This is a genomic window from Micromonospora sp. CNZ295, assembly GCF_004217535.1.
The window spans coordinates 2,481,827-2,501,957 of record NZ_SHKZ01000001.1; the positions used below are offsets into that span (position 1 = coordinate 2,481,827).

The window sequence follows — 20,131 nt, forward strand, 5'->3', positions numbered from 1 at the left end:
TGCGGCCCGGCCCACGGCCGCTCAGGGCGCGGGACAGGGCTGCCGCCAGGCGTCGAGGGCCCGGTCCTTGCGGATGGACGTGAACCCGTAGCCCAGCGTGGTGACGCAGAAGTCCGCGGTGGAGCCGGTGTACTCGACGTGGAACACGGGCTTGTCGGCCTCGGCGAACGGCAGCAGCTTCGCGCACGTGCCGAGGCGTACGCACTCCTCGTTGACCGCGAAGTCGAAGTCCGGTGCCAGCGCCGCGATCTGCGGTACCGCGTTGACCAGGCCGGGGGACAGCTCCAGGGAGCGGGCCAGCTCGGCCAGGTTCCGGTTGAAGCGCAGCTGGTGGTCGAAGTCGAGCGGGAAGCCGGAGCGGTGGGCGTACGCGTCCGCGTCGGCGATCGCCACCGCCGCGAAGCCCTTGCCCCGGCAGAGCCGGAACCGGTCGGCCAGTACGGGACGCAGGGTGTCCCATTGCCGGACGTCCAGCCAGCGGCTCTGCGGGCGGTGGGCGGGCAGCCCCTGCGCGGTGGGTGGGAAGCGGGCCGCGTCCGGGTCGGTCGGCCGCACCGAGCCGACGTGCACCTGGCAGATGAGCCGGCGGTCCCGGTCGCGGTCGCGCAGCTCGGCGGTCTGCGCCGCGGTCGTGGTGACCGGGTCGAGCAGGAAGACGTCGGCCGGCACGTCCGGGTCCAGCACGCCGCTGAGCTGCCACTGCCACTGCCAGTGGCGGACCTCGGCGGCCGGCCAGGTGGCCGTGGCGCCCGGCCGGGGAAGTTCCACGGCGCAGGCGTACACCGGGGTCAGCAGCAGCAGCGCGACGGCGGCCGGCAGGGCCCGGCGCGGGCCCTGCCCGACGGCGCCTCTTCGCGGCCGGATCCGCATCGGCAGCTCCGCAGGTCGCGGACGGCGGGTCGCCGCCCGAGCGGGTACGCCGCTGCGGCGTACCTCACCCGGTCAACGAGGACGGACCCGACAACGACTCGCGGCTCAGCGGGGCGCGGCGAACACCTGGGTCCAGTACGGCCCGTTGCTGCTCGCGATGCCGACGCCGATCTCGGTGAAGGCGCAGTTGAGGATGTTGGCCCGGTGTCCGGGGCTGTTCATCCAGGCGTCCATCACGGCGGCCGGGGTCTTCTGGTTCCAGGCGACGTTCTCGCCGTACGTGCGCCACTGGTAGCCGACCCGGTCGATCCGGTCCCCGGGGTCGCTGCCGTCGCTGCCGGTGTGCGACATGTTCCGGTGGTCGGCCTGGTCCTGGCTGTGCCGCTGGGCGGCGGCCATCAGCTTGTCGTCGATGCCCAGCGCGCCGCAGCCCGCCTTCGCGCGTTCGGCGTTGACCAGGTCGACCACCTCGCGGGCCTGCGCGCTGACGCTGCCGCTGGCCGGCGCGGAGGCGCCGCCGGTGGACGGCGCGGTGGTCCGGGTCGCGGCGCGGCGGGCCGAAGCGGTGGACCGCGACGCCGCCGGGGACGGCTTCCGGCTCGGGGTGACCGAGGGGGAGGGCTTCGCGCTGGTCGGCGCCGCGCTCGGGCTGGTCGGGGTGAGGTCCTCGACCGGCGTCTCGCCGTCCTCCGGCACGGCGGGGGCGGTCGCGATCGTGTCGTCGACGGCGGAGGTGGGGGTGGCGTCGTCGCCGCCGGAGAGCGCCACGGCACCGACGCCGAGGCTCACCACCAGGGTGGCCGCCGCGGCGGCGCCGCCGATCAGCACCGGGCGCCTGATCCGGCGGGCCGGGCGCTGCCCGGCCTCGGTCGGCGCACCCCCGTACGCAACCGGCAGCGCGCCGGTCACCGGCTCGTCGGCGTACCCGCCGGCGGCCGTGCCCGCCCACCCGGCGGTCTCGTCGTGGCGCCATCCGGCGGTCGGTTCGTGCCATCCGCCGGCGGTCTCCGCGTGGTACCGGTCGCCGGCCGGCTCGTCCCGCCAGCCGGTGGCCTCCTCGCGGTGCCAGCCGGCCGTCGGCTCCTCCTGGTGCTGCCAGGTCGGCTCCGTGCCCTGCCAGCCGCCCGCGGCCTCCTGGTGCTGCCAGGTGGGGGCCGGCTCCCAGTGCTGGGCGGGCCGGTCGTGGTAGGCGTCCGCTGCCGTCCCGTGCTGCCCGGGGCCCGGCTCGGGCTGCCAGCGCGCGGTCGGCTGCTCGCGGTGCCACTCGTCGGCCGGCCGGTTCGGCTCGTCGCCGAACAGGTATGCCGAGCGCGGCTCGGGCCGGTCGGTCAGCCAGGCCGGTTCGTCGGCCGCCGGCTCGGGTCGCCGGGCGGCGCCGTCCGGGTCGATCGGGTCGTTCCAGCCGTACACGCCGTTAGCCTCCGCGGGGTTGGTGGTGGGCCGACGTGACGCTACGTGTCGGCCGGGACGCGCGGCAACGTGGCTAAGGAAGAGTTAAGGGGAACCGGGAAGCGGAGGTAGGGATTTCCGGAGATCCGGAGCGTACAGTTAAGAGGTCCGGACAGAGCGTGTCCGCGCCATGTGGCAGCCCCCCGCCAAGTGGACAGGTTGACGTGGAGATGATCTACGGCCTGCGGGAACTTGACGAAGGAGGGGGTATCGGCTCAATATGGAGGTGTCGCCAGTCGCGCCCGGTCATGCCCAGAATCGCCTGGAATGACAGTCGCGTACTAAGGGGCGCGCGTTGGCCGGCCTTTCCGGCAGCGCATATCAAGGAGTCAACATGGCGAAGGCCCTGTACGGCCACGTAGGTGCGGCGCCCGACCGGCGCCTGCTCGACGAGGTCACCCGACTGCGTGCCACGGTTCAGGCACTGGAGTTCGAGATCACGCGGCTGCGTGCCGAGAACGATCGGCTCGCCGCGGCGGCGGCCGAGGCGGACGACCTGCTCCGCATCGCCGAGCCCGCTCTGACCTGATCCGGCGGTCCGCAAGAAAAACTGAATCGCACCACGCGAAAAGGCGCGCCGACACTTATGTGCCGGCGCGCAGCTCTGTGCGCACCATTTTCGGCGCCACCGCCGTCCCGCCGTTCCGCGGCGAGTGACGACAACGGCCGGGGAACGACCGGAAAGCGATGTGGGCCGGCGGAAACGTGAACCGGTGCGTCCGGTGGGCGCTCCTTCAGGCGGGTCGCGTGCGGGATGGTCACCGGCCGCGGGTTAGTCTGCGTGTTCACCAGGTCCGCGCAGCCGGCGACGGTACGGCGGCCACCGGACGAGGATCGAGAAGGTGCATCTCAAGAGCCTGACGGTGAAGGGCTTCAAGTCCTTCGCCTCCGCGACGACGCTGAAGCTGGAACCGGGCATCACCTGCGTGGTGGGCCCGAACGGCTCCGGCAAGTCCAACGTCGTCGACGCCATCGCCTGGGTCCTCGGCGAGCAGGGCGCGAAGGCGCTGCGCGGCGGCAAGATGGAGGACGTCATCTTCGCCGGCACGGCGGGCCGGGCGCCGCTTGGCCGGGCCGAGGTGACCCTGACGATCGACAACACCGACGGCGCGCTCCCGATCGAGTACACCGAGGTCTCCATCACCCGCCGGATGTTCCGCTCGGGTGAGAGCGAGTACGAGATCAACGGCGACTCCTGCCGGCTGCTCGACATCCAGGAGCTGCTCAGCGACTCCGGTATCGGCCGGGAGATGCACATCATCGTCGGGCAGGGCCGGCTCGACGGCATGCTGCACGCGAAGCCGGAGGACCGGCGCGCGTTCATCGAGGAGGCGGCCGGCGTCCTCAAGCACCGCAAGCGCAAGGAGAAGGCGCTGCGGAAGCTCGACGCGATGCAGACGAACCTCAACCGGCTCACCGACCTCACCGCGGAGCTGCGCCGTCAGCTCAAGCCGCTCGGCCGGCAGGCCGAGGTGGCCCGGCGCGCCGCGGTTATCCAGGCGAACCTGCGCGACGCCCGGCTCCGGCTGCTCGCCGACGACCTGGCCACCCTGCGCGCCACGCTGGACAAGGAGATCGCCGACGAGACGGCGCTGCGGGAGCGGCGTGAGCAGGTCGAGGCCGAGCACACCGAGGTCCAGGCCCGGTTGGGCGAGCTGGAGGCCGCGCTCGCGGAGGACGCGCCGCTGCTCGCCGCCGCGCAGGACACCTGGTACAAGCTGTCCGCCCTGCAGGAGCGGTTCCGGTCGATCGAGCAGCTCGCCCGTGAGCGGCTGCGCCACCTGAGCGCCACGCCGGACGACGAGCGCCCGGGCCGCGACCCGGACCAGCTGGAGGCGGAGGCGGAGCGGGTCCGCGAGCAGGAGGAGGAGCTGCGCGCGGCACTCACCGACGACCAGATCCGGCTGGCCGAGGCCGTGGAGCACCGGCAGGAGCTGGAACGGCAGCTCGCCGCCGCCGAGCGGGAGCTGGTCGCCGCCGCCAAGGCCATCGCCGACCGCCGGGAAGGGCTGGCGCGGCTGACCGGCCAGGTCAACTCGGCCCGCGCCCGGACGGCCACGGCCGGCGAGGAGATCGACCGCCTCGCCGCCGCACACGCCGACGCCCTGGCCCGCGCGGAGCGGGCGCAGGCCGAGCTGGACGCCGTCGCCGAGCAGTCCACCGAGGCGGACCGGGACAACGCCGACCTCGACGCCCGGCACGCCGAGGCGGTGACCGTGCTGGAGAAGGCCCAGGCGACGGTCCGCACGCTCAGCGACGCCGAGCGGGCCGCCGAGAAGGACGCCGCCACCTGGAAGGCCCGCGAGGAGGCGCTCGCACTGGGCCTGCGCCGCAAGGACGGGGCGGGTGCCCTGCTGGCCCGCACGGACGAGGTGCCCGGCCTGCTGGGCAGCCTCTCCGGGTTGCTCACCGTGTCGCCCGGGTGCGAGGCCGCGCTCGCCGCCGCGCTGGACGGGCTCGCCGACGCTGTCGCGGTCAGCGGCGTCGACGAGGCGGTCGAGGCGATGCGGATGCTCAAGATCGCCGACGCCGGGCGGGCGGGTCTGCTGGTCGGCAGCCCGGCCGGCCCGGGCATGGACGGCTCCGCCGACGCGCTCCGCCCGAAGCTGCCCGACGGCGCACGCTGGGCACCCGACCTGGTGGAGTGCGCCGCGCAGATCCGGCCCGCGGTGCACCGCGCGTTGCGCGACGTCGTCGTCGTCGACGACCTCGCCGCCGCCGCCGAGGTCGTCGCCGGCAACCCGGAGTTGCGCGCGGTGACGCCGGAGGGCGATGTGCTCGGGGTGTACGCGGCCGCCGGCGGGTCGGCCAAGGCGCCGAGCTTCATCGAGGTGCAGGCCGCCGTCGAGGAGGCCCGGACCAACCGTGCCGCCGCCGAGCGGACCGCCGCGGAGCTGCGCGGGCAGTTGGTCGACGCGCGGGCCGAGGTGGCCGCCGCCAAGGAGGCGGTGCAGCATGCCGTGGCCGCGAAGCGGGAGGCGGAGAGCCACCGCAACGCCGCCGCCCGCCGGCTCGCCGAGCTGGGCGCCGCCGCCCGCTCCGCGAAGGCGGAGACCGACCGGCTCGGCGAGTCCCGCGCCCGGGCCGAGGCCGCCCGCGAGCGCGACCTCGCCGCCCTGGCCGAGCTGGCGGAGCGGCTGCGGCTGGCCGAGGCCACGCCGATCGACGCCGAACCGTCCACCGAGGAGCGCGACCAGCTCGCCGCGATGGTGCCCCGCGCGCGGCAGAACGAGATGGAGGTGCGCCTCGCCGTGCGTACCGCCGAGGAGCGGGTCGCGTCGATCGCCGGCCGGGCCGACTCCCTGCGCCGGCAGGCGACGGCCGAGCGGGCCGCCCGGGAGCGGGCGGCGGCGCGGCGGGCGGCGCGGACCCGCGGCGCGACGATCGCACGGGCCGTGGCCGGCGGTGCCCGCGAGGCCCTGACCCGGCTCACCACGTCGATCACGCAGGCCGAGGAGCACCGCGACGCGGTGGCGCGCGAACGCGCCGCCCGCGAGGCCGAGCTGTCCGAGGTACGCGGCGCCGCCAAGCGCCTCGGCGCGGAGCTGGAGCGGCTGACCAGCCAGGTGCACCGGGACGAGGTGGCCCGGGCTGAGCAGCGGCTGCGCATCGAGCAGCTGGAGGCGAAGGCGGCCGAGGACTTCGGGCTGGACGTGGCGACGCTCGTCGCCGAGTACGGCCCGGCCCAGCCGGTCCCGCCGACCGACGCCGACGTGGCGGCGGCCGAGCGGGACGGCTCGCCGGTGCCCGAGCCGGTCCCCTACGAGCGGGCGGTGCAGGAGAAGCGGGCCGCCAAGGCGGAACGGGAGCTGGCTCTGCTCGGCAAGGTCAACCCCCTCGCGTTGGAGGAGTTCGCGGCCCTGGAGGAGCGGTACAAGTTCCTCTCCGAGCAGCTGGAGGACCTGAAGGCCACCCGGCGCGACCTGCTGACCGTGGTCAAGGACGTGGACGAGCGGATCCTGGAGGTCTTCGCCAGCGCGTTCGCCGACACCGCCCGGGAGTTCGAGCAGGTCTTCAGCGTGCTGTTCCCCGGTGGCGAGGGGCGGCTGGTGCTCACCGACCCGGACGACCTGCTCACCACCGGCGTCGAGGTGGAGGCCCGGCCGCCGGGCAAGAAGATCAAGCGGCTGTCGCTGCTCTCCGGCGGCGAGCGGTCGCTGACGGCGGTGGCGATGCTGGTGGCGATCTTCCGCGCGCGACCCAGCCCGTTCTACATCATGGACGAGGTGGAGGCGGCGCTCGACGACGTGAACCTGGGCCGGCTGATCACGCTGCTGGCGCAGCTGCGCGAGAAGAGCCAGTTGATCGTCATCACGCACCAGAAGCGGACCATGGAGGTCGCGGACGCCCTCTACGGCGTGACCATGCGTAACGGGATCACCCAGGTGATCAGCCAGCGGCTCAACCGGGCCGACGACGGGCAGGAGAACAAGGAGTGAGTCGGGAACGCGCGACCGCGCTGCTGGTGGACTTCGACGGCGTGCTGCGCCGTTGGGACCCGGCGGTGGCCGCCCGCGTCGAGCGGGAGTACGGGCTCACCGAGGGGGTGCTCGGCGAGATCGCGATGTCGTGGGGACTGCTCCAGCCGGTGCTCGTCGGCAAGGTCAGCCACGCCGACTGGATGACCAGCGTGGCCGACGCGCTGACCCCGTCGGTGGGCGATCCCGCCCGGGCCCGTGCCGCGGTCGACGAGTGGCAGCGCTACCGGGGCGAGGTCGACCCGGACGTGCTGGCGTTCGTCCGGGAGGTCCGGGCGGCCGGCGTACGGGTCGGGCTGGGCACCAACGCGACCGACCGGCTCGACGCCGACCTCGCCGCCCTGGGGCTCGACGACGAGCTGGACGTCGTGGTCAACTCCTCGGTCGTCGGCGTGCACAAGCCGGCGAAGGAGTACTTCCAGGTGGCCTCCGACCTCCTGGAGACGCCGCCGTCGCGGGTGCTGTTCGTCGACGACGAGGACCGGGCGGTGGCCGGGGCCCGGGTGGCCGGCCTGTCGGCGCACCGCTGGAGCGGCCCCGGCGACCTGCGCTACCTGCGCGCCGCCCTGGCCTACTGAGGGTTCCTCAGTCGCCGGTCACGCCGTCGACGCGTTCCCGGATCAGGTCGGCGTGGCCGTTGTGCCGCGCGTACTCCTCGATCATGTGGAGGTAGACCCAGCGCAGGCTGACGCGGTGCTCGCTGCCGTCGCGGTGGCGCTGCGTGAACTCCTCGTCGAGGTCGTGGCCGGCGGCTGCCGCGTCGGCGGCCTCGATCTCGGCCCGGAACGCGGCGAGGTCGGCCTCCGGGTCGGCGGTGGCGACGGTGTTGAACTCGGCGTCCGGGTCGGCCGACCAGTCGTACAGCTCGGGCACGTCCGCGCCGGCGAAGCGCTGCCGGAACCAGGACCGCTCGACGACGGTCATGTGCCGGACCAGGCCGATCAGGGTGAGGGCGGACGGCTCGACGCTGGCGGTGCGCAGCTGCTCGGCGGTCAGCCCGGCGCACTTCTGCAGCAGGGTGTCGCGATGGTAGTTGAGCCAGCCTTCCAGCATGGTGCGCTCGTCACCGCGGTAGGGCTCGTTCCGGCGGTCGATCTCGGGTGCTCTCCAGATCATGCCGGCCATCCTCGTGCCCGGGTCCGACATCCGGCGAGCCGATTACGGCGCCGTTCCCCCCGTCCGGATCACGGCGGCCCCGGCGCCGGCCGCCACGGTCGACTCCTGCTCCACCTCGGCCTCGATCGGGTCACCCGGGTGCCGGCGCAGCGGCACCTCCTTGATGAAGCAGACCGCGACCAGGGCGATCAGCGCGAACGGGGCCGCGACCAGGAAGATCTCGCCGGCCGCGTGGCCGTACGCGCCCTCGACGACCGTCCGCAGCGGCGCCGGCAGGGCGGACACGTCGGGCAGGGAGCCGCCGCCGGCGGCACCGGAGGCGGGGATACCCAGCGCGGCCAGGCCCTCGGCGAGGTGGTCGGTGACCCGGTGGGCGAGCACCGCGCCCAGGGCGGCGACGCCGACCGCGCCGCCGAGGCTGCGGAAGAAGGCGACGACCGAGCTGGCCGCGCCGAGTTCCTGGGTGCCGACGGTGTTCTGCACGGCCAGGACGAGGTTCTGCATGCACATGCCGAGGCCGACGCCGACCACCGCCATGTAGCCGCCGAGCAGGACGAAGCTCGTGTCGGCGCGCATCGTGCCCATCAGCGCGAGGCCCACGGTGAGCAGCGCCGTTCCGGCGACCAGGTAGCGCTTCCAGCGCCCGGTGCGGGTGATCAGCTGGCCGCTGACCGTGGAGGAGACCAGGAGGCCGAGCACCATCGGCAGGGTCATCAGCCCGGACATCGTCGGGCTCTGGCCCCGGCTGATCTGGAAGTACTGGCTGAGGAAGACCGAGGCGCCGAACATCCCGACGCCGACCGCGATGCTCGCCACGGTGGCCAGGGTGATGGTGCGGGAGCGGAACAGGTGCGGCGGGATCATCGGCTCGGCGGCCCGCCGTTCGACGAGCACCGCGAGCGCGCCGAGCACCAGCGCTGCGGTCACCAGGACCGCGGTCTGGCCGGAGGCCCAGGGGAACGAGCTGCCGGCCAGCGACACCCAGATCAGCAGCGTGGACACGGCCGCGGTGATCAGCGTGGCACCCCACCAGTCGATGGTGGCCTTGCGCTTGACCACCGGCAGGCGCAGCGTCTTCTGGAGCACCACCAGCGCGGCGAGGGCGAACGGCACGCCGACGTAGAAGCACCAGCGCCAGCCGAGCCAGGCCGTGTCGACGATCACACCGCCGATCAGCGGGCCGCCGATCGTGCCGACGGCCATGACCGCGCCGAGGTAGCCGCTGTACCGGCCGCGCTCGCGCGGGGCGATCATCGAGGCCATGATCACCTGGGCCAGCGCGGTGAGGCCGCCGGCGCCGACGCCCTGGAGCACCCGGCAGGTGATCAGCTGACCGGTCGACTGGGAGAGCCCGGCCAGCACCGAGCCGACGAGGTAGACCCCCAGGGCGACCTGGACGAGTGCCTTCTTGCTGGTCAGGTCGGCCAGCTTGCCCCAGATCGGGGTGGTCGCGGTGGTTGCCAGCAGGGCCGACGTGACGACCCAGGTGTACGCCGACTGGCCGCCACCCAGCTCGGTGATGATCCGCGGCAGGGCGGTCGACACGACCGTGCCGGACAGGATCGCGACGAACATGCCGAGCAGCAGGCCGGAGAGCGCCTCCAGCACCTCCCGGTGGGTCATTGCGCCGTTCGCCGACCGGGCGGTCGCTGGGGCTGATGTCATCGTGGTTCGCCTCCGGAGGGGTGCGGTTGCTCGAAGCAACCTATGCCTTGTTGCCCGGAGCAACAACTTGGCCGGCCTCCGGGTTGTTCCCGTCACGTCAGGCGGATCAGAAGTACGTCTCGTTGAAGCGGTTGAGCAGCCGGGCGAAAGTCTCCACGTCCTGCGCGGACCAGCTGCCCAGCGTCTGCCGGAACCGCTCCAGCCGGCCCGCCGAGGCCGCGTCGAAGCGGCGCTGCCCCTCCTCGGTGAGGCTGAGCCGGAACGCCCGCCGGTCGCCCGGGTCCGGGTCACGCCGGACCAGGCCGAGCGCCTCCAGCCCGTTGATCTGCCGGCTCATCGTGCCCTTGCCGATGCCGAGCTTGTTGGCCAGGTCGGTGAGCCGGATCGAGCCGGAGCGGCGCAGCCAGAGCAGCAGCCCGTACGCGTTCGGCTCCAGGCTCGGGTGGACCTCGCGGGCGATGTCCCAGGACACGGCGCGGCTGCGGCGCAGGAGCGCGGTGAGCTCGTGCTCGACCGCCCGTACGGTCTCCGGGGGGTGCTCGTCCACGGTGATAGAGCGTACGGCCGGGTCAGCGTTCCCCGGTCAGCCGGTGGTGCATCACCTCGCGCAGTTCGCCCTCGTTGGTGGTGCCCTCGATCGTCACCTCGGCCGAGCGGCCGTCGTGCACCAGCGTGCCCACCGCGTTGCCGAAGTACGGGCCGGCCAGCTTGTGCCACCGCAGCGGCGGGCGGCGGACCCCGGCGGAGCGCGCCAGCGCCCAGGTGGCCCCGGACGGGCCGGGCGACCAGCCGAGCCGCATCAGCGGACGCAGCCCGGCCGGCACCTGGTTGTGGATGGGCGAGCAGGTGAGCTGGTGCACCGGGGTCACCACCCCCGGTTCGTCGAACCGCGCCCGGGCCACGTACGAGTGGTGCACGTCCCCGCTCAGGACGCTGATCGAGGCCGGTGGCGCGTACGCCGGGCCGGCGCCGACCCGGTCCCCGGACTCACCCGGCGTGCCGCTGCCGATCCGGGCGAACAGCGCCCCGAGCGCCTCGAACGAGCGGCGGAACGCCGCCCAGTGCTCGAGGTCCAGCCCGCGGCGCAGCCTCTCCGCGACGGTCGCCACCCAGCGTCGCCGCGAGTCGGCGAGCTTCTCGTTCCACGCCTCCACGTGGTGGATGCCCGGCGGGAGCAGCCAGGGCAGGGAGGAGCCCACCACCAGGTGGTCGTACGTGCCGTGGGCCCGGTCGACGAACCACGACCACTCGCCCGGCGGCAGCATCGCCCGCTGGCCGGGCTCCAGCACCCGGCTGCACCGGTTGTCGAGCAGGACCAGCCGGGTCCGGCCCAGGTCCAGCGCGTAGCTCCACTGGTACTGCACGGCGCGCCACCGCTCGGTGTCGTGCGCGAGGTCGGATTCCTGGTCGACCCGGTGCCCGAACTCGCGCAGCACCCCGGTGGCGTCCTCGGCGGCGGTCACCTTCGCGTAGACCGGGTCGGCGGCGATCTCGTCCGGGGAGAGGTTGCCGAGGTGCTGGTAGACCCAGTACGAGGCGAGCCCGCTGCCGATCCGCTCGGCCCACCACGGCTGGCTGCGGGCGTCCGCCCGCCAGGACGCGGAGGTGTTCCAGTCGTCGATGATCTCGTGGTCGTCGAAGATCATCACGCTCGGCAGGGTGGAGAGCAGCCAGCGGATCTCCGGGTCCCGCCACGACTCCAGGTACAGCTTCGTGTACTCGTCGAAGCTCACCACCTGGTCGGCCGGCGCGCCCTTCGGCCGCCGGCGCCGCCGCTTGAGCAGGCGCCGCACGGTCGGCGAGGTCTCGTCGGCGTACACCTGGTCGCCGAGGAGCACCAGCAGGTCGGGCAGGTCCGCCGGGTCGAAGCGGGCGGCCAGCCGCCGGGCGTACGCGTCGAGCGCGTCCGGCGGCAGCTTCCGGGCAGTGGAGTGCTGGGTGGTCTCCCGGCACGAGCCGAAGAGCAGGCGGACGGCCTGGTCGCGGTCGTCCGCCGGGCGGGTCCGGATGACGCTCGGCGGGAACGCGCCGCGCGGCTCGGGCCAGGCGACCTCGCCGTCGATCAGCACCTGGTAGGTGGTCGCGGCACCCGGCGTCAGGCCGGAGACCACGACCAGCGCGTAGTGGTGGTCGTACGCCGAGAAGGTGGGTGCGCTGCCGGTGGCGCCGTCGGCCGTGCGGACGGTGACCACGGCGGGCCCGCTCGTCTCCACCCAGATGGTGGCGCGCGTGCCGACCACCCGCCGCAGCAGCGGACCGATGAGCAGGTGGGCGGCGGGCATGGCGGACCTCCGAGGGTGAGTGAGCTTCATCCTTACTACCCGGCCGGCGGTCGCACCACTGCAGGCTGCCACGAGCCTACCGCCGCAGCCCGCGGGCGGCCGGGGGGTGCGGTGGTGAAGACGCCGTCGCCCGCGTCTGACAGGATTTCGGGCATGACGGAATACCTCCTCATCGCACTCGCCCTGCTCGGCGTGCTGATCCTCGGCGCCCTCGGGTTGGTGGTGCCGAAGCTGCGCCGCCGTCCCGAGCCGCCGCTGCCGACGACGGAGGTCGAGACCCGCGTCGAGGAGGATCTGGCCGGGCCGCCCGTCGAGGCGCCGGAGGCGGAGGTGTCCACCGGCATCCTGGTCGAGCCGCCGGTGGTCGAGGCGCCGCCGGTCGAGATCCCGGAGCCGACCGCCGGCCGGCTGGTCCGGCTGCGGTCCCGGCTGTCCCGCTCCCAGAACGTCTTCGGCAAGGGTCTGCTGGGCCTGCTCAGCCGGGACCGCCTCGACGAGGACACCTGGGAGGAGATCGAGGACAGCCTGATCACCGCCGACGTCGGCATCGACGCCACCCGGGAGATCGTCGACCGGTTGCGCGACCGGACCCGGGTGCTCGGCACCCGCACCGCCGGCGAGCTGCGCTCGTTGCTCGCCGCCGAGCTGGTCGAGGCCCTCGACCCGAGCCTGGACCGGTCGCTGCGGACCGCCCCCAAGGACGGCGTGCCGGCGGTGCTCCTGGTGGTCGGCGTCAACGGTGCCGGCAAGACCACGACCTGCGGCAAGATCGCCCGGGTCCTGGTCGCGGACGGGCGCAGCGTGCTGCTCGGCGCGGCCGACACCTTCCGGGCCGCGGCCGCCGACCAGCTGGAGACCTGGGGCGGGCGGGTCGGCGCCGAGACCGTCCGGGGCCCGGAGGGGGCCGACCCGGCCAGCGTCGCGTTCGACGCGGTCAAGCGGGGCATCGACACCGGGGTGGACACGGTGCTGATCGACACCGCCGGCCGCCTGCAGAACAAGGTCGGCCTGATGGACGAGCTGGGCAAGGTCAAGCGGGTGGTGGAGAAGCACGGTCCGATCGACGAGACGCTGCTGATCCTCGACGCCACCACCGGCCAGAACGGCCTGGAGCAGGCGCGGGTCTTCACCGAGGTGGTCAACGTGACCGGGGTCGCGCTCACCAAGCTCGACGGCACCGCCAAGGGGGGCATCGTGATCGCCGTGCAGCGCAAGCTGGGCATTCCGGTGAAGCTCGTCGGGCTGGGCGAGGGCAAGGACGACCTGGCGCCGTTCGACCCGGCGCAGTTCGTCGACGCGTTGCTGGGCACCGAGGCCCCCGGACGGGACGCGTAATCTCGCAGTGACGACCGACGATCGCGCCTACGCCGGGTGGCGCGACCCCCACCACCCGGCGCCCCGCCTCGGGAGGCCGTACGTGACTTCGCAGGAGATCCCGCTGCACGGCGGCAACGTCAGCACCGTGGTCCGGGTCGGCGACACCGTGCGGCGCAACGCCGGCCCCTGGACGCCGTCGGTGCACGCGCTGCTGCGGCACCTGGAGTACGTGGGGTTCACCGGCGCTCCCCGCGCCCTGGGGATGGACGAGCGCAACCGCGAGGTGCTGTCGTACCTGGAGGGGGAGTGCGGGGAGTACCCGCTGGCCCCGCACTGGGTCACCGACGAGGCGCTGGTCACCGTCGCCACCATGTTGCGCATGTTCCACGACGCCCAGTACGGCTTCGTGCCGCCGCAGGGGGCGGTGTGGCGCTCGTTCGGGCCGCCGCCGCCGGACACCGAGGTGATCTGTCACCACGATGCGGCGCCGCACAACGTGATCTGGCGCCCGGACGGCACCCTCGGGCTGATCGACTTCGACCTCGCCTCGCCGGGCGCGCGCATCTACGACGTGGCGTACGCGGCCTGGACCTGGGTGCCGATCTTCTCCGACCGGGACTCGATCACGCTCGGCTGGAAGCGCCCCGACCGGCCCCGGCGGCTGCGGCTCTTCGCCGACGCGTACGGGCTCATCCCGCGGGACCGGCACCGGCTGATCCGCACCATCCGCAAGCGGATCGTCGACCACGTGGAGGGCATCCGCCGGATGGCCGCGGCCGGAGACCCGGCGTTCGTGCGCATCGTGCACAAGGGGCACCTCCGGCGGCCGATGCGGGACCTGCGGCTGCTCGACTACGAACGGCACGCCCTCGAGGACGCCCTGCGCTGAGGTGCGGCCGGCTCCGCACCGTCCGCCGGGACGGTGAGGTTCTCTTCACACGTACGAAACAAGCCGTCACCACCCGGAAATCGACGGGTGACGCTGGGGGAAACAGGGAGCTAGCAGGCTTCCGCCCAACCGGCGTACGGGCGACGCTGCCCCGGAAGCCGGGAAGGAGGGAACTTCACCTTTAGGAGGCCAGCGTGCCTGAGGCACCGACCATCGACACCGGCAACACCGCATGGTTGCTCGTGTCGAGCGCGATCGTGCTGCTCATGACGCCCGGACTGGCGCTGTTCTACGGCGGTCTCAACCGGGCCAAGGGCGTCCTCAACATGATGATGATGAGCTTCTCGGCGATCGGGCTCGTCAGCGTTCTGTGGCTGTTCTACGGCTTCTCCGCCGCCTTCGGCGACGACCAGGGCGGGGTCATCGGCGACCTCGGCCAGTACGTCGGCACCAAGACGTTCATGGCGGAGACCGACCTGTGGGGCGAGACCGGCATCCCGCTCTACGTGTTCATGGCCTTCCAGATGATGTTCGCCGTCATCACCGTGGCGCTGATCAGCGGCGCGATCTCCGACCGGGCGAAGTTCTCCGGCTGGCTGCTGTTCGCCTTCGGCTGGGCGACCCTGGTCTACTTCCCGGTCGCCCACTGGGTGTGGGGCGGCGGCTTCATCGGCGCCAAGCTCGGCGCGCTCGACTTCGCCGGCGGTACGGCGGTGCACATCAACGCCGGTGCGGCCGCGCTGGCCCTGGTGCTGGTGCTGGGCAAGCGGCTCGGCTGGCCCCGGGAGACCATGAAGCCGCACAACGTCCCGATGGTGGCCCTCGGCGCCGGGCTGCTCTGGTTCGGCTGGTTCGGCTTCAACGCCGGCTCCGAGCTGACCGCCGACTCGACGACCGCCCTGGCCTTCCTCAACACCCAGGTCACCACCGCCGCCGCCGTCCTCGGCTGGCTGGTGGTGGAGAAGGTGCGCGACGGCCGGCCGACCCTGGTCGGCGCGTCCTCCGGCGCCATCGCCGGCCTGGTCGCCATCACCCCGGCGTGCGCCTTCATCGCGCCGTGGGCCGCGGTGCTGCTCGGCCTGGTGGCCGGTGCGGCCTGCGCGCTGGCGGTGGGCCTCAAGTACCGGCTCGGCTACGACGACTCGCTCGACGTCGTCGGCGTGCACTTCGTCGGCGGCTGGATCGGCTGCCTCTGGATCGGCCTGTTCGGCACCTCCTCGGTCAGCTCCCTGGTCAGCGACGAGGGCCTGTTCTACGGGGGCGGCGTGACCCAGCTGGGCGTGCAGGCGCTCAGCGCGCTGATCGTCACCGGCTACTCCTTCGCGGTGGCGTTCGTCCTCGGCTTCGTGATCCAGAAGACCATCGGTTTCCGGGTGCCCGCGGAGGCGGAGATCGAGGGCATCGACATCACCGAGCACGCCGAGAGCGGCTACGACCTCTCCCCGGCGGCCGGCTCCGCCGGTGGCGGCGCGTTCGCGATGGCCGGCCTGGCCGGCGGGAAGCCGGCGGCGGAAGCCGCCGCGCCCAGCACCGAGCCGGCCGCCGAGCCGGTCAACGAGAAGGTCGCCGGTTAACGTTCCTGGGATGGAGGGGTTGGACATGAAGCTGGTGACCGCGGTCATCAAGCCGTACCAGCTGGACGCGGTGAAGGAGGCGCTGCACGCCCTGGGCGTGGCCGGCCTGACCGTCAGCGAGGTCCAGGGCTACGGGCGGCAGAAGGGGCACACCGAGGTCTACCGGGGTGCCGAGTACACGGTCGAGTTTCTGCCCAAGATCCGGGTCGAGGTGCTCACCGACGAGATGGACGTCGAGAAGATCGTCGACGCCATCGTGGCCGCCGCCCGGACCGGCAAGATCGGCGACGGCAAGGTCTGGGTGACCGGGGTCGAGGAGGTCGTCCGCGTCCGGACCGGCGAGCGCGGCCTCGACGCACTGTAGGAGAACGCCCGGATGACCTCGTTGATCAAGCAGCCGGCCCTCTTGATCAACGAGGTCGTCGGCGTTCCCGCGGGGATCGGCGCGACCGCCCGGGAGGCGCGCGCCGCGGCGCTCGACGGGTGGCTCGCCGGGCTGCTGCCCGAGCGGGAGGGCGTCGCGCTCGTCGCCGTCGGCGGGCTCGGGCGGCGCCAGTGCGCTCCCTACGGGGACCTCGACCTGCTGCTGCTGCACGCCGGGGTGCCCGACGTCGACGAGCTGGCCGCCGGGATCTGGTACCCGGTCTGGGACGCCGGGCTGCGGCTCGACCACTCGGTGCGTACCGTCGCCGAGGCGCTCTCGGTCGCGCAGGACGACGTCAAGGTCGCCCTCGGGCTGCTCGACGCCCGCTTCGTCGCCGGCGACGAAGCGCTCGCCCGGCAGCTCGTGCACACCGCCACCGACCACTGGCGGCGCACCGCCGTCCGGCAGCTGCCCGGGCTGCGGGAGATCACCGCCGCCCGGTGGCGGGTCCACGGGGAGCTGGCCTTCCTCCTCGAAGGCGATCTCAAGGAGGCCGCCGGCGGGCTACGGGACGTGGGCATTCTGCGGGCCGTCGCGATCGCCGGCGTCACCGACGCGCTGCGGCCGGCGGTCCGCGCCGCCCACCTGCGGCTGCTCGACACGCGCGACGCCCTGCACACGCAGGTCGGCCGCCGGGTCGACCGGTTGCTCGCCCAGGAACGCGACGGCGTCGCCGCCCTGCTCGGGCTCCGGCAGCTCCAGCCGGACACGGCGCCGGGGGACGAGGGCGACGCCCTGCTGCGTCGGGTCGCCGGTGACGCCCGTACCGTCCGCCACGCCCTCGACGACGCCTTCCGGGCGGCCGAGCGGCTCCGCGCCGGCCGCCGCCGGGGTGCCGCCGGCGGACCGGTCCGCCGGCCGGTCGCCCGGGACGTGGTGGAGCACGACGGGGAGCTCGTCCTGGCCCGCACCGCCATCGGCGCGCGGCCCGATCCGAGCCTGTCGCTCCGGGTCGCCGCCGCGGCGGCGATCACGCGCCTGCCGATCGCCCGGGCCACCTGCGAGTGGCTGGCGGCGTACTGCCCGCCGCTGCCGACACCGTGGCCGGCGGAGGCGCGCGCCGCCCTGATCACCCTGCTCGGCGCCGGTGCCGGGCTCGTGCCGGCCTGGGAGACGTGCGACCGGTACGGGCTGGTCGACGGGTGGCTGCCGGAGTGGACCCGGATGCGGAGCCTGCCGCAGCACAACCCGGTGCACCGGTTCACCCTCGACCGGCACCTGGTGCAGACCGCGTACGAGGCCAGCCGGCACACCCGCGACGTCGACCGGCCGGACCTGCTCCTGCTGGGCGCCCTGCTGCACGACGCCGGCAAGGGGCTGCCGGGCGGGGACCACAGCCTGGTCGGCGCACCGGTCGCCGAGGCCGTCGCCGCCCGGATCGGGCTGCCCGGGCAGGACGTGGCGCTGATCGGGACGCTGGTCCGGCTGCACCTGCTCCTGCCGGACGTGGCCACCCGCCGCGACCTCGCCGACCCGAAGACCATCGCCGGCGTCGCCGCGAAGGTCGGCGACCCGACCACCCTCGACCTGCTGCACGCCCTGGTCCGCGCCGACGCGGCGGCCACCGGGCCGGCCGCCTGGTCGGACTGGAAGGGACGCCTCGTCGCCGAACTGGTCGCCCGGGTCCGCACCACGCTGGACAGCGGTGTGCCGCCCGCGCCACCCGCTCCCGATCCGGCGCTGGTCGCCGGCCCGCTGCCGGTCGTACACCTGACCGGGGACCGGGTGGCGGTGGCCGCGGCGGACCGGCGGGGCCTGCTCGCGACGGTGGCCGGCTGCCTGGCCCTGCACCGGCTGGACGTGATCGCCGCGGACGCCACCAGCGTCGACGGGCGGGCGCTGGTGGAGTTCCGGGTCCAGCCCCGGTACGGGCTCGCGCCCGACCCGATCGCGCTCAGCGCCGACCTGCGGCGCGCGGTGGCCGGCGACGTGTCGGTGATCCAACGGCTGCGCGGGCGCGCCCTGGCGGCCCGGGTCGAGGGCGCCGCGCCGCGGGTCGTCTGGCACCGCGAGGCGGCCACCGACGCGGTGGTGCTGGAACTGCGCGCGGCCGACGCCGCCGGCCTGCTCTACCGGGTCGCCGGCGCGCTGGACGAGGCCGGCGCCCAGGTCCGCGCCGCCCGGATCTCCACCCTCGGCGCGGACGTGGTGGACGCCTTCTACCTGGTCGGCGGCTGGCCCGCGGACGACGTCCGGGCCCGGCTGGAGGCCGCCGTCGTGGCCGCGGTGTAGGGACGCGCCCGCGTCGGCACCGGCCCGGCGTACGTCCCGGAGCGTAGGCGAGGTGCCGCTTCCGGGGTGACGATGCGCGCCGCGGTCAGCGGCACGCTCGAGGGCATGAACCTGCCAGTGCACACCGAAGGGCTGACCAAGCGGTACGGCCCGCTGACCGCCGTCGACGACCTTCACCTGACCGTCCAGCCCGGCGAGGTGTACGGCTTCCTCGGCCCCAACGGCGCTGGCAAGACGACCACCCTGCGCATGCTGCTCGGCCTGGTCCGTCCCACCGCCGGCACGGTACGGCTGCTCGGCCGGCCGCCCGGCGTCGGCCGGCTCGCCGGGGTGGGCGCGCTGATCGAGGGGCCGGCCTTCTACCCGTACCTGTCCGGGCGGGACAACCTGATGGTGCTCGCCCGGTACGCCGGGGTGGGTGCCGACCGGGTGGCGCTCGTGCTGGACCTGGTCGACCTCACCGGCCGGGCCGGCGACCGGTACGCCGGCTACTCGCTGGGCATGAAACAGCGGCTCGGCGTCGCCGCCGCCCTGCTCAAGGACCCGCGCCTGCTGATCCTGGACGAGCCGACCAACGGCCTCGACCCGGCCGGCATGGCCGACATGCGGATGCTGCTCCGCCGGCTCGGCGCCGCCGGGTGCACCGTCCTGGTCTCCAGCCACCTGCTCGGCGAGGTCGAGCAGGTCTGCGACCGGGTCGGGGTGATCTCCGGGGGCCGCCTGATCGCCGAGGGGAGCGTCGCCGAACTGCGTGGCTCGGCCGGGCTGCGGGTACTCGCCGATCCGCTCGACGAGGCAGCGGCCCGGGTCCGGGCGCTGATCGGCGCCGAGCGGGTGCGCGTCGTCGACGGCGGGCTCGACCTCGTCGTGGAACCGGAGCGGGCCGCCTGGCTCAACACCGAACTGGTCGCGGCCGGGCTCGCCGTACGCGAACTGCGCCCCCGCGAGCGGGATCTGGAGCAGGTCTTCTTCGACCTCATCGAGAAGGGAACGGCCGATGTTGCGTAGTTTCCGCGCCGAACTGGTCAAACTGGTCCGCCGCCCGGCGGCCTGGCTGCTGCTCGCCGTCGCGGTGGTGCTCGCGTTGATCTTTACGTACGTCTTCCCGTACGCGAGCATCGCGGGCGGGACGACCGGCCCGAACAGCGACCGGACCCTGCCGATGTTGCTGCCCGACCGGCTGGTCGGGAACTCGCTCGGCGGCCTGCCGGTCTTCCTCGGCGCGATCGTGCTGATCCTCGGCGTGCTCGCGGTCGGCGGCGAGTACGGCTGGGGCACCTGGAAGACCCTGCTCACCCAGGGCCCGTCGAGGCTGGAGGTGTACGCCGGCAAGCTGCTCGCCATCGCCGTGTCCGCGCTGGCCATCGTGCTCGCGGTGTTCGCGTTCGGCGCGCTGTCCAGCCTGCTCATCGCGCTCGCCGAGGGGCAGCCGGTGCGCTGGCCCTCGGCCGGCGACCTGCTCACCGGGGTCGGTGCGGGCTGGCTCGTCGCGACGATGTGGGCCATGCTCGGTGCGGTGCTGGCCATCGCCCTGCGGGCCGTGGCGCTCCCGGTCGGGCTGGGCCTGGTGTGGATGCTCGCGGTGCAGAACCTGCTCTCCGCGCTCGCCGCGCCGCTGCTCGACTGGGTGGCCGAGGCGCAGAAGGGGCTGCCCGGCCCGAACGCCGGGTCCCTGGTCGCGGCACTCGGCGCGCCCGCCGACGTCCCGGGCGTCACCGCGACGGTCGGCGGTGCGCAGGCGGCCGTCGCGGTGGCCGGGTACCTGGTCGCCTTCGCGGTGGTGGGCGGGGCGCTGCTGCGCCGGCGGGACATCGGCTGAAGCGGCGGGAGAGCGG

The 20,131-nt window shown here is 74.0% G+C and carries 16 protein-coding genes; 10 read left to right on the forward strand and 6 right to left on the reverse strand.

The annotated features are described in order from the left end of the window. Positions 1-21 precede the first annotated feature (21 nt). Positions 22-870: an endo alpha-1,4 polygalactosaminidase gene (locus EV376_RS11825; RefSeq protein ID WP_130322625.1), complete on the reverse strand. Its 849-nt coding sequence runs from the start codon at positions 868-870 to the stop codon at positions 22-24. 105 nt (positions 871-975) lie between these two features. Continuing rightward, positions 976-2,280 (reverse strand): CAP domain-containing protein, encoded by a 1,305-nt coding sequence (locus EV376_RS11830; protein ID WP_130322627.1) that lies wholly within the window; start codon positions 2,278-2,280, stop codon positions 976-978. A 373-nt stretch (positions 2,281-2,653) separates the two neighbouring features. Between EV376_RS11830 and EV376_RS11835 the strand changes: the two genes are divergently transcribed. The 3 genes from EV376_RS11835 (at position 2,654) to EV376_RS11845 (ending at position 7,375) form a co-directional block, all read left to right on the forward strand. Then, the gene (locus tag EV376_RS11835) at positions 2,654-2,848 is read left to right on the forward strand and encodes a hypothetical protein (RefSeq protein WP_130322629.1); all 195 of its coding nucleotides are present in this window, start codon (positions 2,654-2,656) and stop codon (positions 2,846-2,848) included. A gap of 313 nt (positions 2,849-3,161) precedes the next feature. Then, a complete protein-coding gene (smc, locus tag EV376_RS11840; RefSeq protein ID WP_130322631.1) occupies positions 3,162-6,758 on the forward strand; it encodes a chromosome segregation protein SMC in 3,597 nt (1,198 codons plus the stop codon). Next, positions 6,755-7,375 (forward strand): HAD-IA family hydrolase, encoded by a 621-nt coding sequence (locus EV376_RS11845; RefSeq protein ID WP_130322633.1) that lies wholly within the window; start codon positions 6,755-6,757, stop codon positions 7,373-7,375. The genes smc and EV376_RS11845 overlap by 4 nt, the downstream gene beginning before the upstream one ends. Positions 7,376-7,382: 7 nt before the next feature. Here the strand turns inward: EV376_RS11845 and EV376_RS11850 are convergent, their stop codons facing one another. From EV376_RS11850 to EV376_RS11865, 4 genes are all read right to left on the reverse strand, one after another. Beyond that, positions 7,383-7,913 carry a DinB family protein gene (locus tag EV376_RS11850; RefSeq protein ID WP_130322635.1) on the reverse strand — a complete coding sequence of 177 codons (531 nt, stop codon included), beginning with the start codon at positions 7,911-7,913 and terminating at the stop codon, positions 7,383-7,385. Positions 7,914-7,955: 42 nt separating this feature from the next. Then, complete coding sequence (locus EV376_RS11855; RefSeq protein WP_486482600.1) at positions 7,956-9,578, reverse strand: MDR family MFS transporter; 1,623 nt, start codon at positions 9,576-9,578, stop codon at positions 7,956-7,958. A 106-nt stretch (positions 9,579-9,684) separates the two neighbouring features. Continuing rightward, positions 9,685-10,125 carry a MarR family transcriptional regulator gene (locus EV376_RS11860; RefSeq protein ID WP_130322639.1) on the reverse strand — a complete coding sequence of 147 codons (441 nt, stop codon included), beginning with the start codon at positions 10,123-10,125 and terminating at the stop codon, positions 9,685-9,687. A gap of 22 nt (positions 10,126-10,147) precedes the next feature. Further along, a complete protein-coding gene (locus EV376_RS11865) occupies positions 10,148-11,860 on the reverse strand; it encodes an alkaline phosphatase D family protein (protein ID WP_130322641.1) in 1,713 nt (570 codons plus the stop codon). Positions 11,861-12,013: 153 nt separating this feature from the next. Between EV376_RS11865 and ftsY the strand changes: the two genes are divergently transcribed. The 7 genes from ftsY to EV376_RS11900 all read left to right on the forward strand — a co-directional run bounded on the left by ftsY (position 12,014) and on the right by EV376_RS11900 (position 20,115). Then, positions 12,014-13,195, forward strand: coding sequence for a signal recognition particle-docking protein FtsY (gene ftsY, locus EV376_RS11870; RefSeq protein ID WP_130322643.1), 1,182 nt, complete (start codon positions 12,014-12,016; stop codon positions 13,193-13,195). Between the two features lie 7 nt (positions 13,196-13,202). Then, positions 13,203-14,066, forward strand: coding sequence for a phosphotransferase (locus EV376_RS11875; RefSeq protein ID WP_207228134.1), 864 nt, complete (start codon positions 13,203-13,205; stop codon positions 14,064-14,066). 194 nt (positions 14,067-14,260) lie between these two features. After that, positions 14,261-15,640 carry an ammonium transporter gene (locus EV376_RS11880; protein ID WP_130322647.1) on the forward strand — a complete coding sequence of 460 codons (1,380 nt, stop codon included), beginning with the start codon at positions 14,261-14,263 and terminating at the stop codon, positions 15,638-15,640. 25 nt (positions 15,641-15,665) lie between these two features. Next, positions 15,666-16,004 carry a P-II family nitrogen regulator gene (locus tag EV376_RS11885; RefSeq protein WP_170839442.1) on the forward strand — a complete coding sequence of 113 codons (339 nt, stop codon included), beginning with the start codon at positions 15,666-15,668 and terminating at the stop codon, positions 16,002-16,004. A 12-nt stretch (positions 16,005-16,016) separates the two neighbouring features. Beyond that, positions 16,017-18,296 (forward strand): [protein-PII] uridylyltransferase, encoded by a 2,280-nt coding sequence (locus tag EV376_RS11890; RefSeq protein ID WP_130322649.1) that lies wholly within the window; start codon positions 16,017-16,019, stop codon positions 18,294-18,296. A gap of 72 nt (positions 18,297-18,368) precedes the next feature. After that, a complete protein-coding gene (locus tag EV376_RS11895; protein ID WP_486482889.1) occupies positions 18,369-19,304 on the forward strand; it encodes an ABC transporter ATP-binding protein in 936 nt (311 codons plus the stop codon). After that, positions 19,294-20,115: an ABC transporter permease gene (locus EV376_RS11900; protein ID WP_130322651.1), complete on the forward strand. Its 822-nt coding sequence runs from the start codon at positions 19,294-19,296 to the stop codon at positions 20,113-20,115. The genes EV376_RS11895 and EV376_RS11900 overlap by 11 nt, the downstream gene beginning before the upstream one ends. The last annotated feature ends 16 nt before the right edge of the window (positions 20,116-20,131 follow it).

Excerpts from the sequence above, each read along its gene's own strand:
- EV376_RS11825 (WP_130322625.1), bottom strand. The coding sequence starts at position 870 with ATGCGGATCCGGCCGCGAAGAGGCGCCGTCGGGCAGGGCCCGCGCCGG.
- EV376_RS11835 (WP_130322629.1), top strand. The coding sequence starts at position 2,654 with ATGGCGAAGGCCCTGTACGGCCACGTAGGTGCGGCGCCCGACCGGCGC.
- EV376_RS11850 (WP_130322635.1), bottom strand. The coding sequence starts at position 7,913 with ATGATCTGGAGAGCACCCGAGATCGACCGCCGGAACGAGCCCTACCGC.
- EV376_RS11855 (WP_486482600.1), bottom strand. The coding sequence starts at position 9,578 with ATGACATCAGCCCCAGCGACCGCCCGGTCGGCGAACGGCGCAATGACC.
- EV376_RS11865 (WP_130322641.1), bottom strand. The coding sequence starts at position 11,860 with ATGCCCGCCGCCCACCTGCTCATCGGTCCGCTGCTGCGGCGGGTGGTC.
- ftsY (WP_130322643.1), top strand. The coding sequence starts at position 12,014 with ATGACGGAATACCTCCTCATCGCACTCGCCCTGCTCGGCGTGCTGATC.
- EV376_RS11885 (WP_170839442.1), top strand. The coding sequence starts at position 15,666 with ATGAAGCTGGTGACCGCGGTCATCAAGCCGTACCAGCTGGACGCGGTG.
- EV376_RS11890 (WP_130322649.1), top strand. The coding sequence starts at position 16,017 with ATGACCTCGTTGATCAAGCAGCCGGCCCTCTTGATCAACGAGGTCGTC.
- EV376_RS11895 (WP_486482889.1), top strand. The coding sequence starts at position 18,369 with ATGCGCGCCGCGGTCAGCGGCACGCTCGAGGGCATGAACCTGCCAGTG.
- EV376_RS11900 (WP_130322651.1), top strand. The coding sequence starts at position 19,294 with ATGTTGCGTAGTTTCCGCGCCGAACTGGTCAAACTGGTCCGCCGCCCG.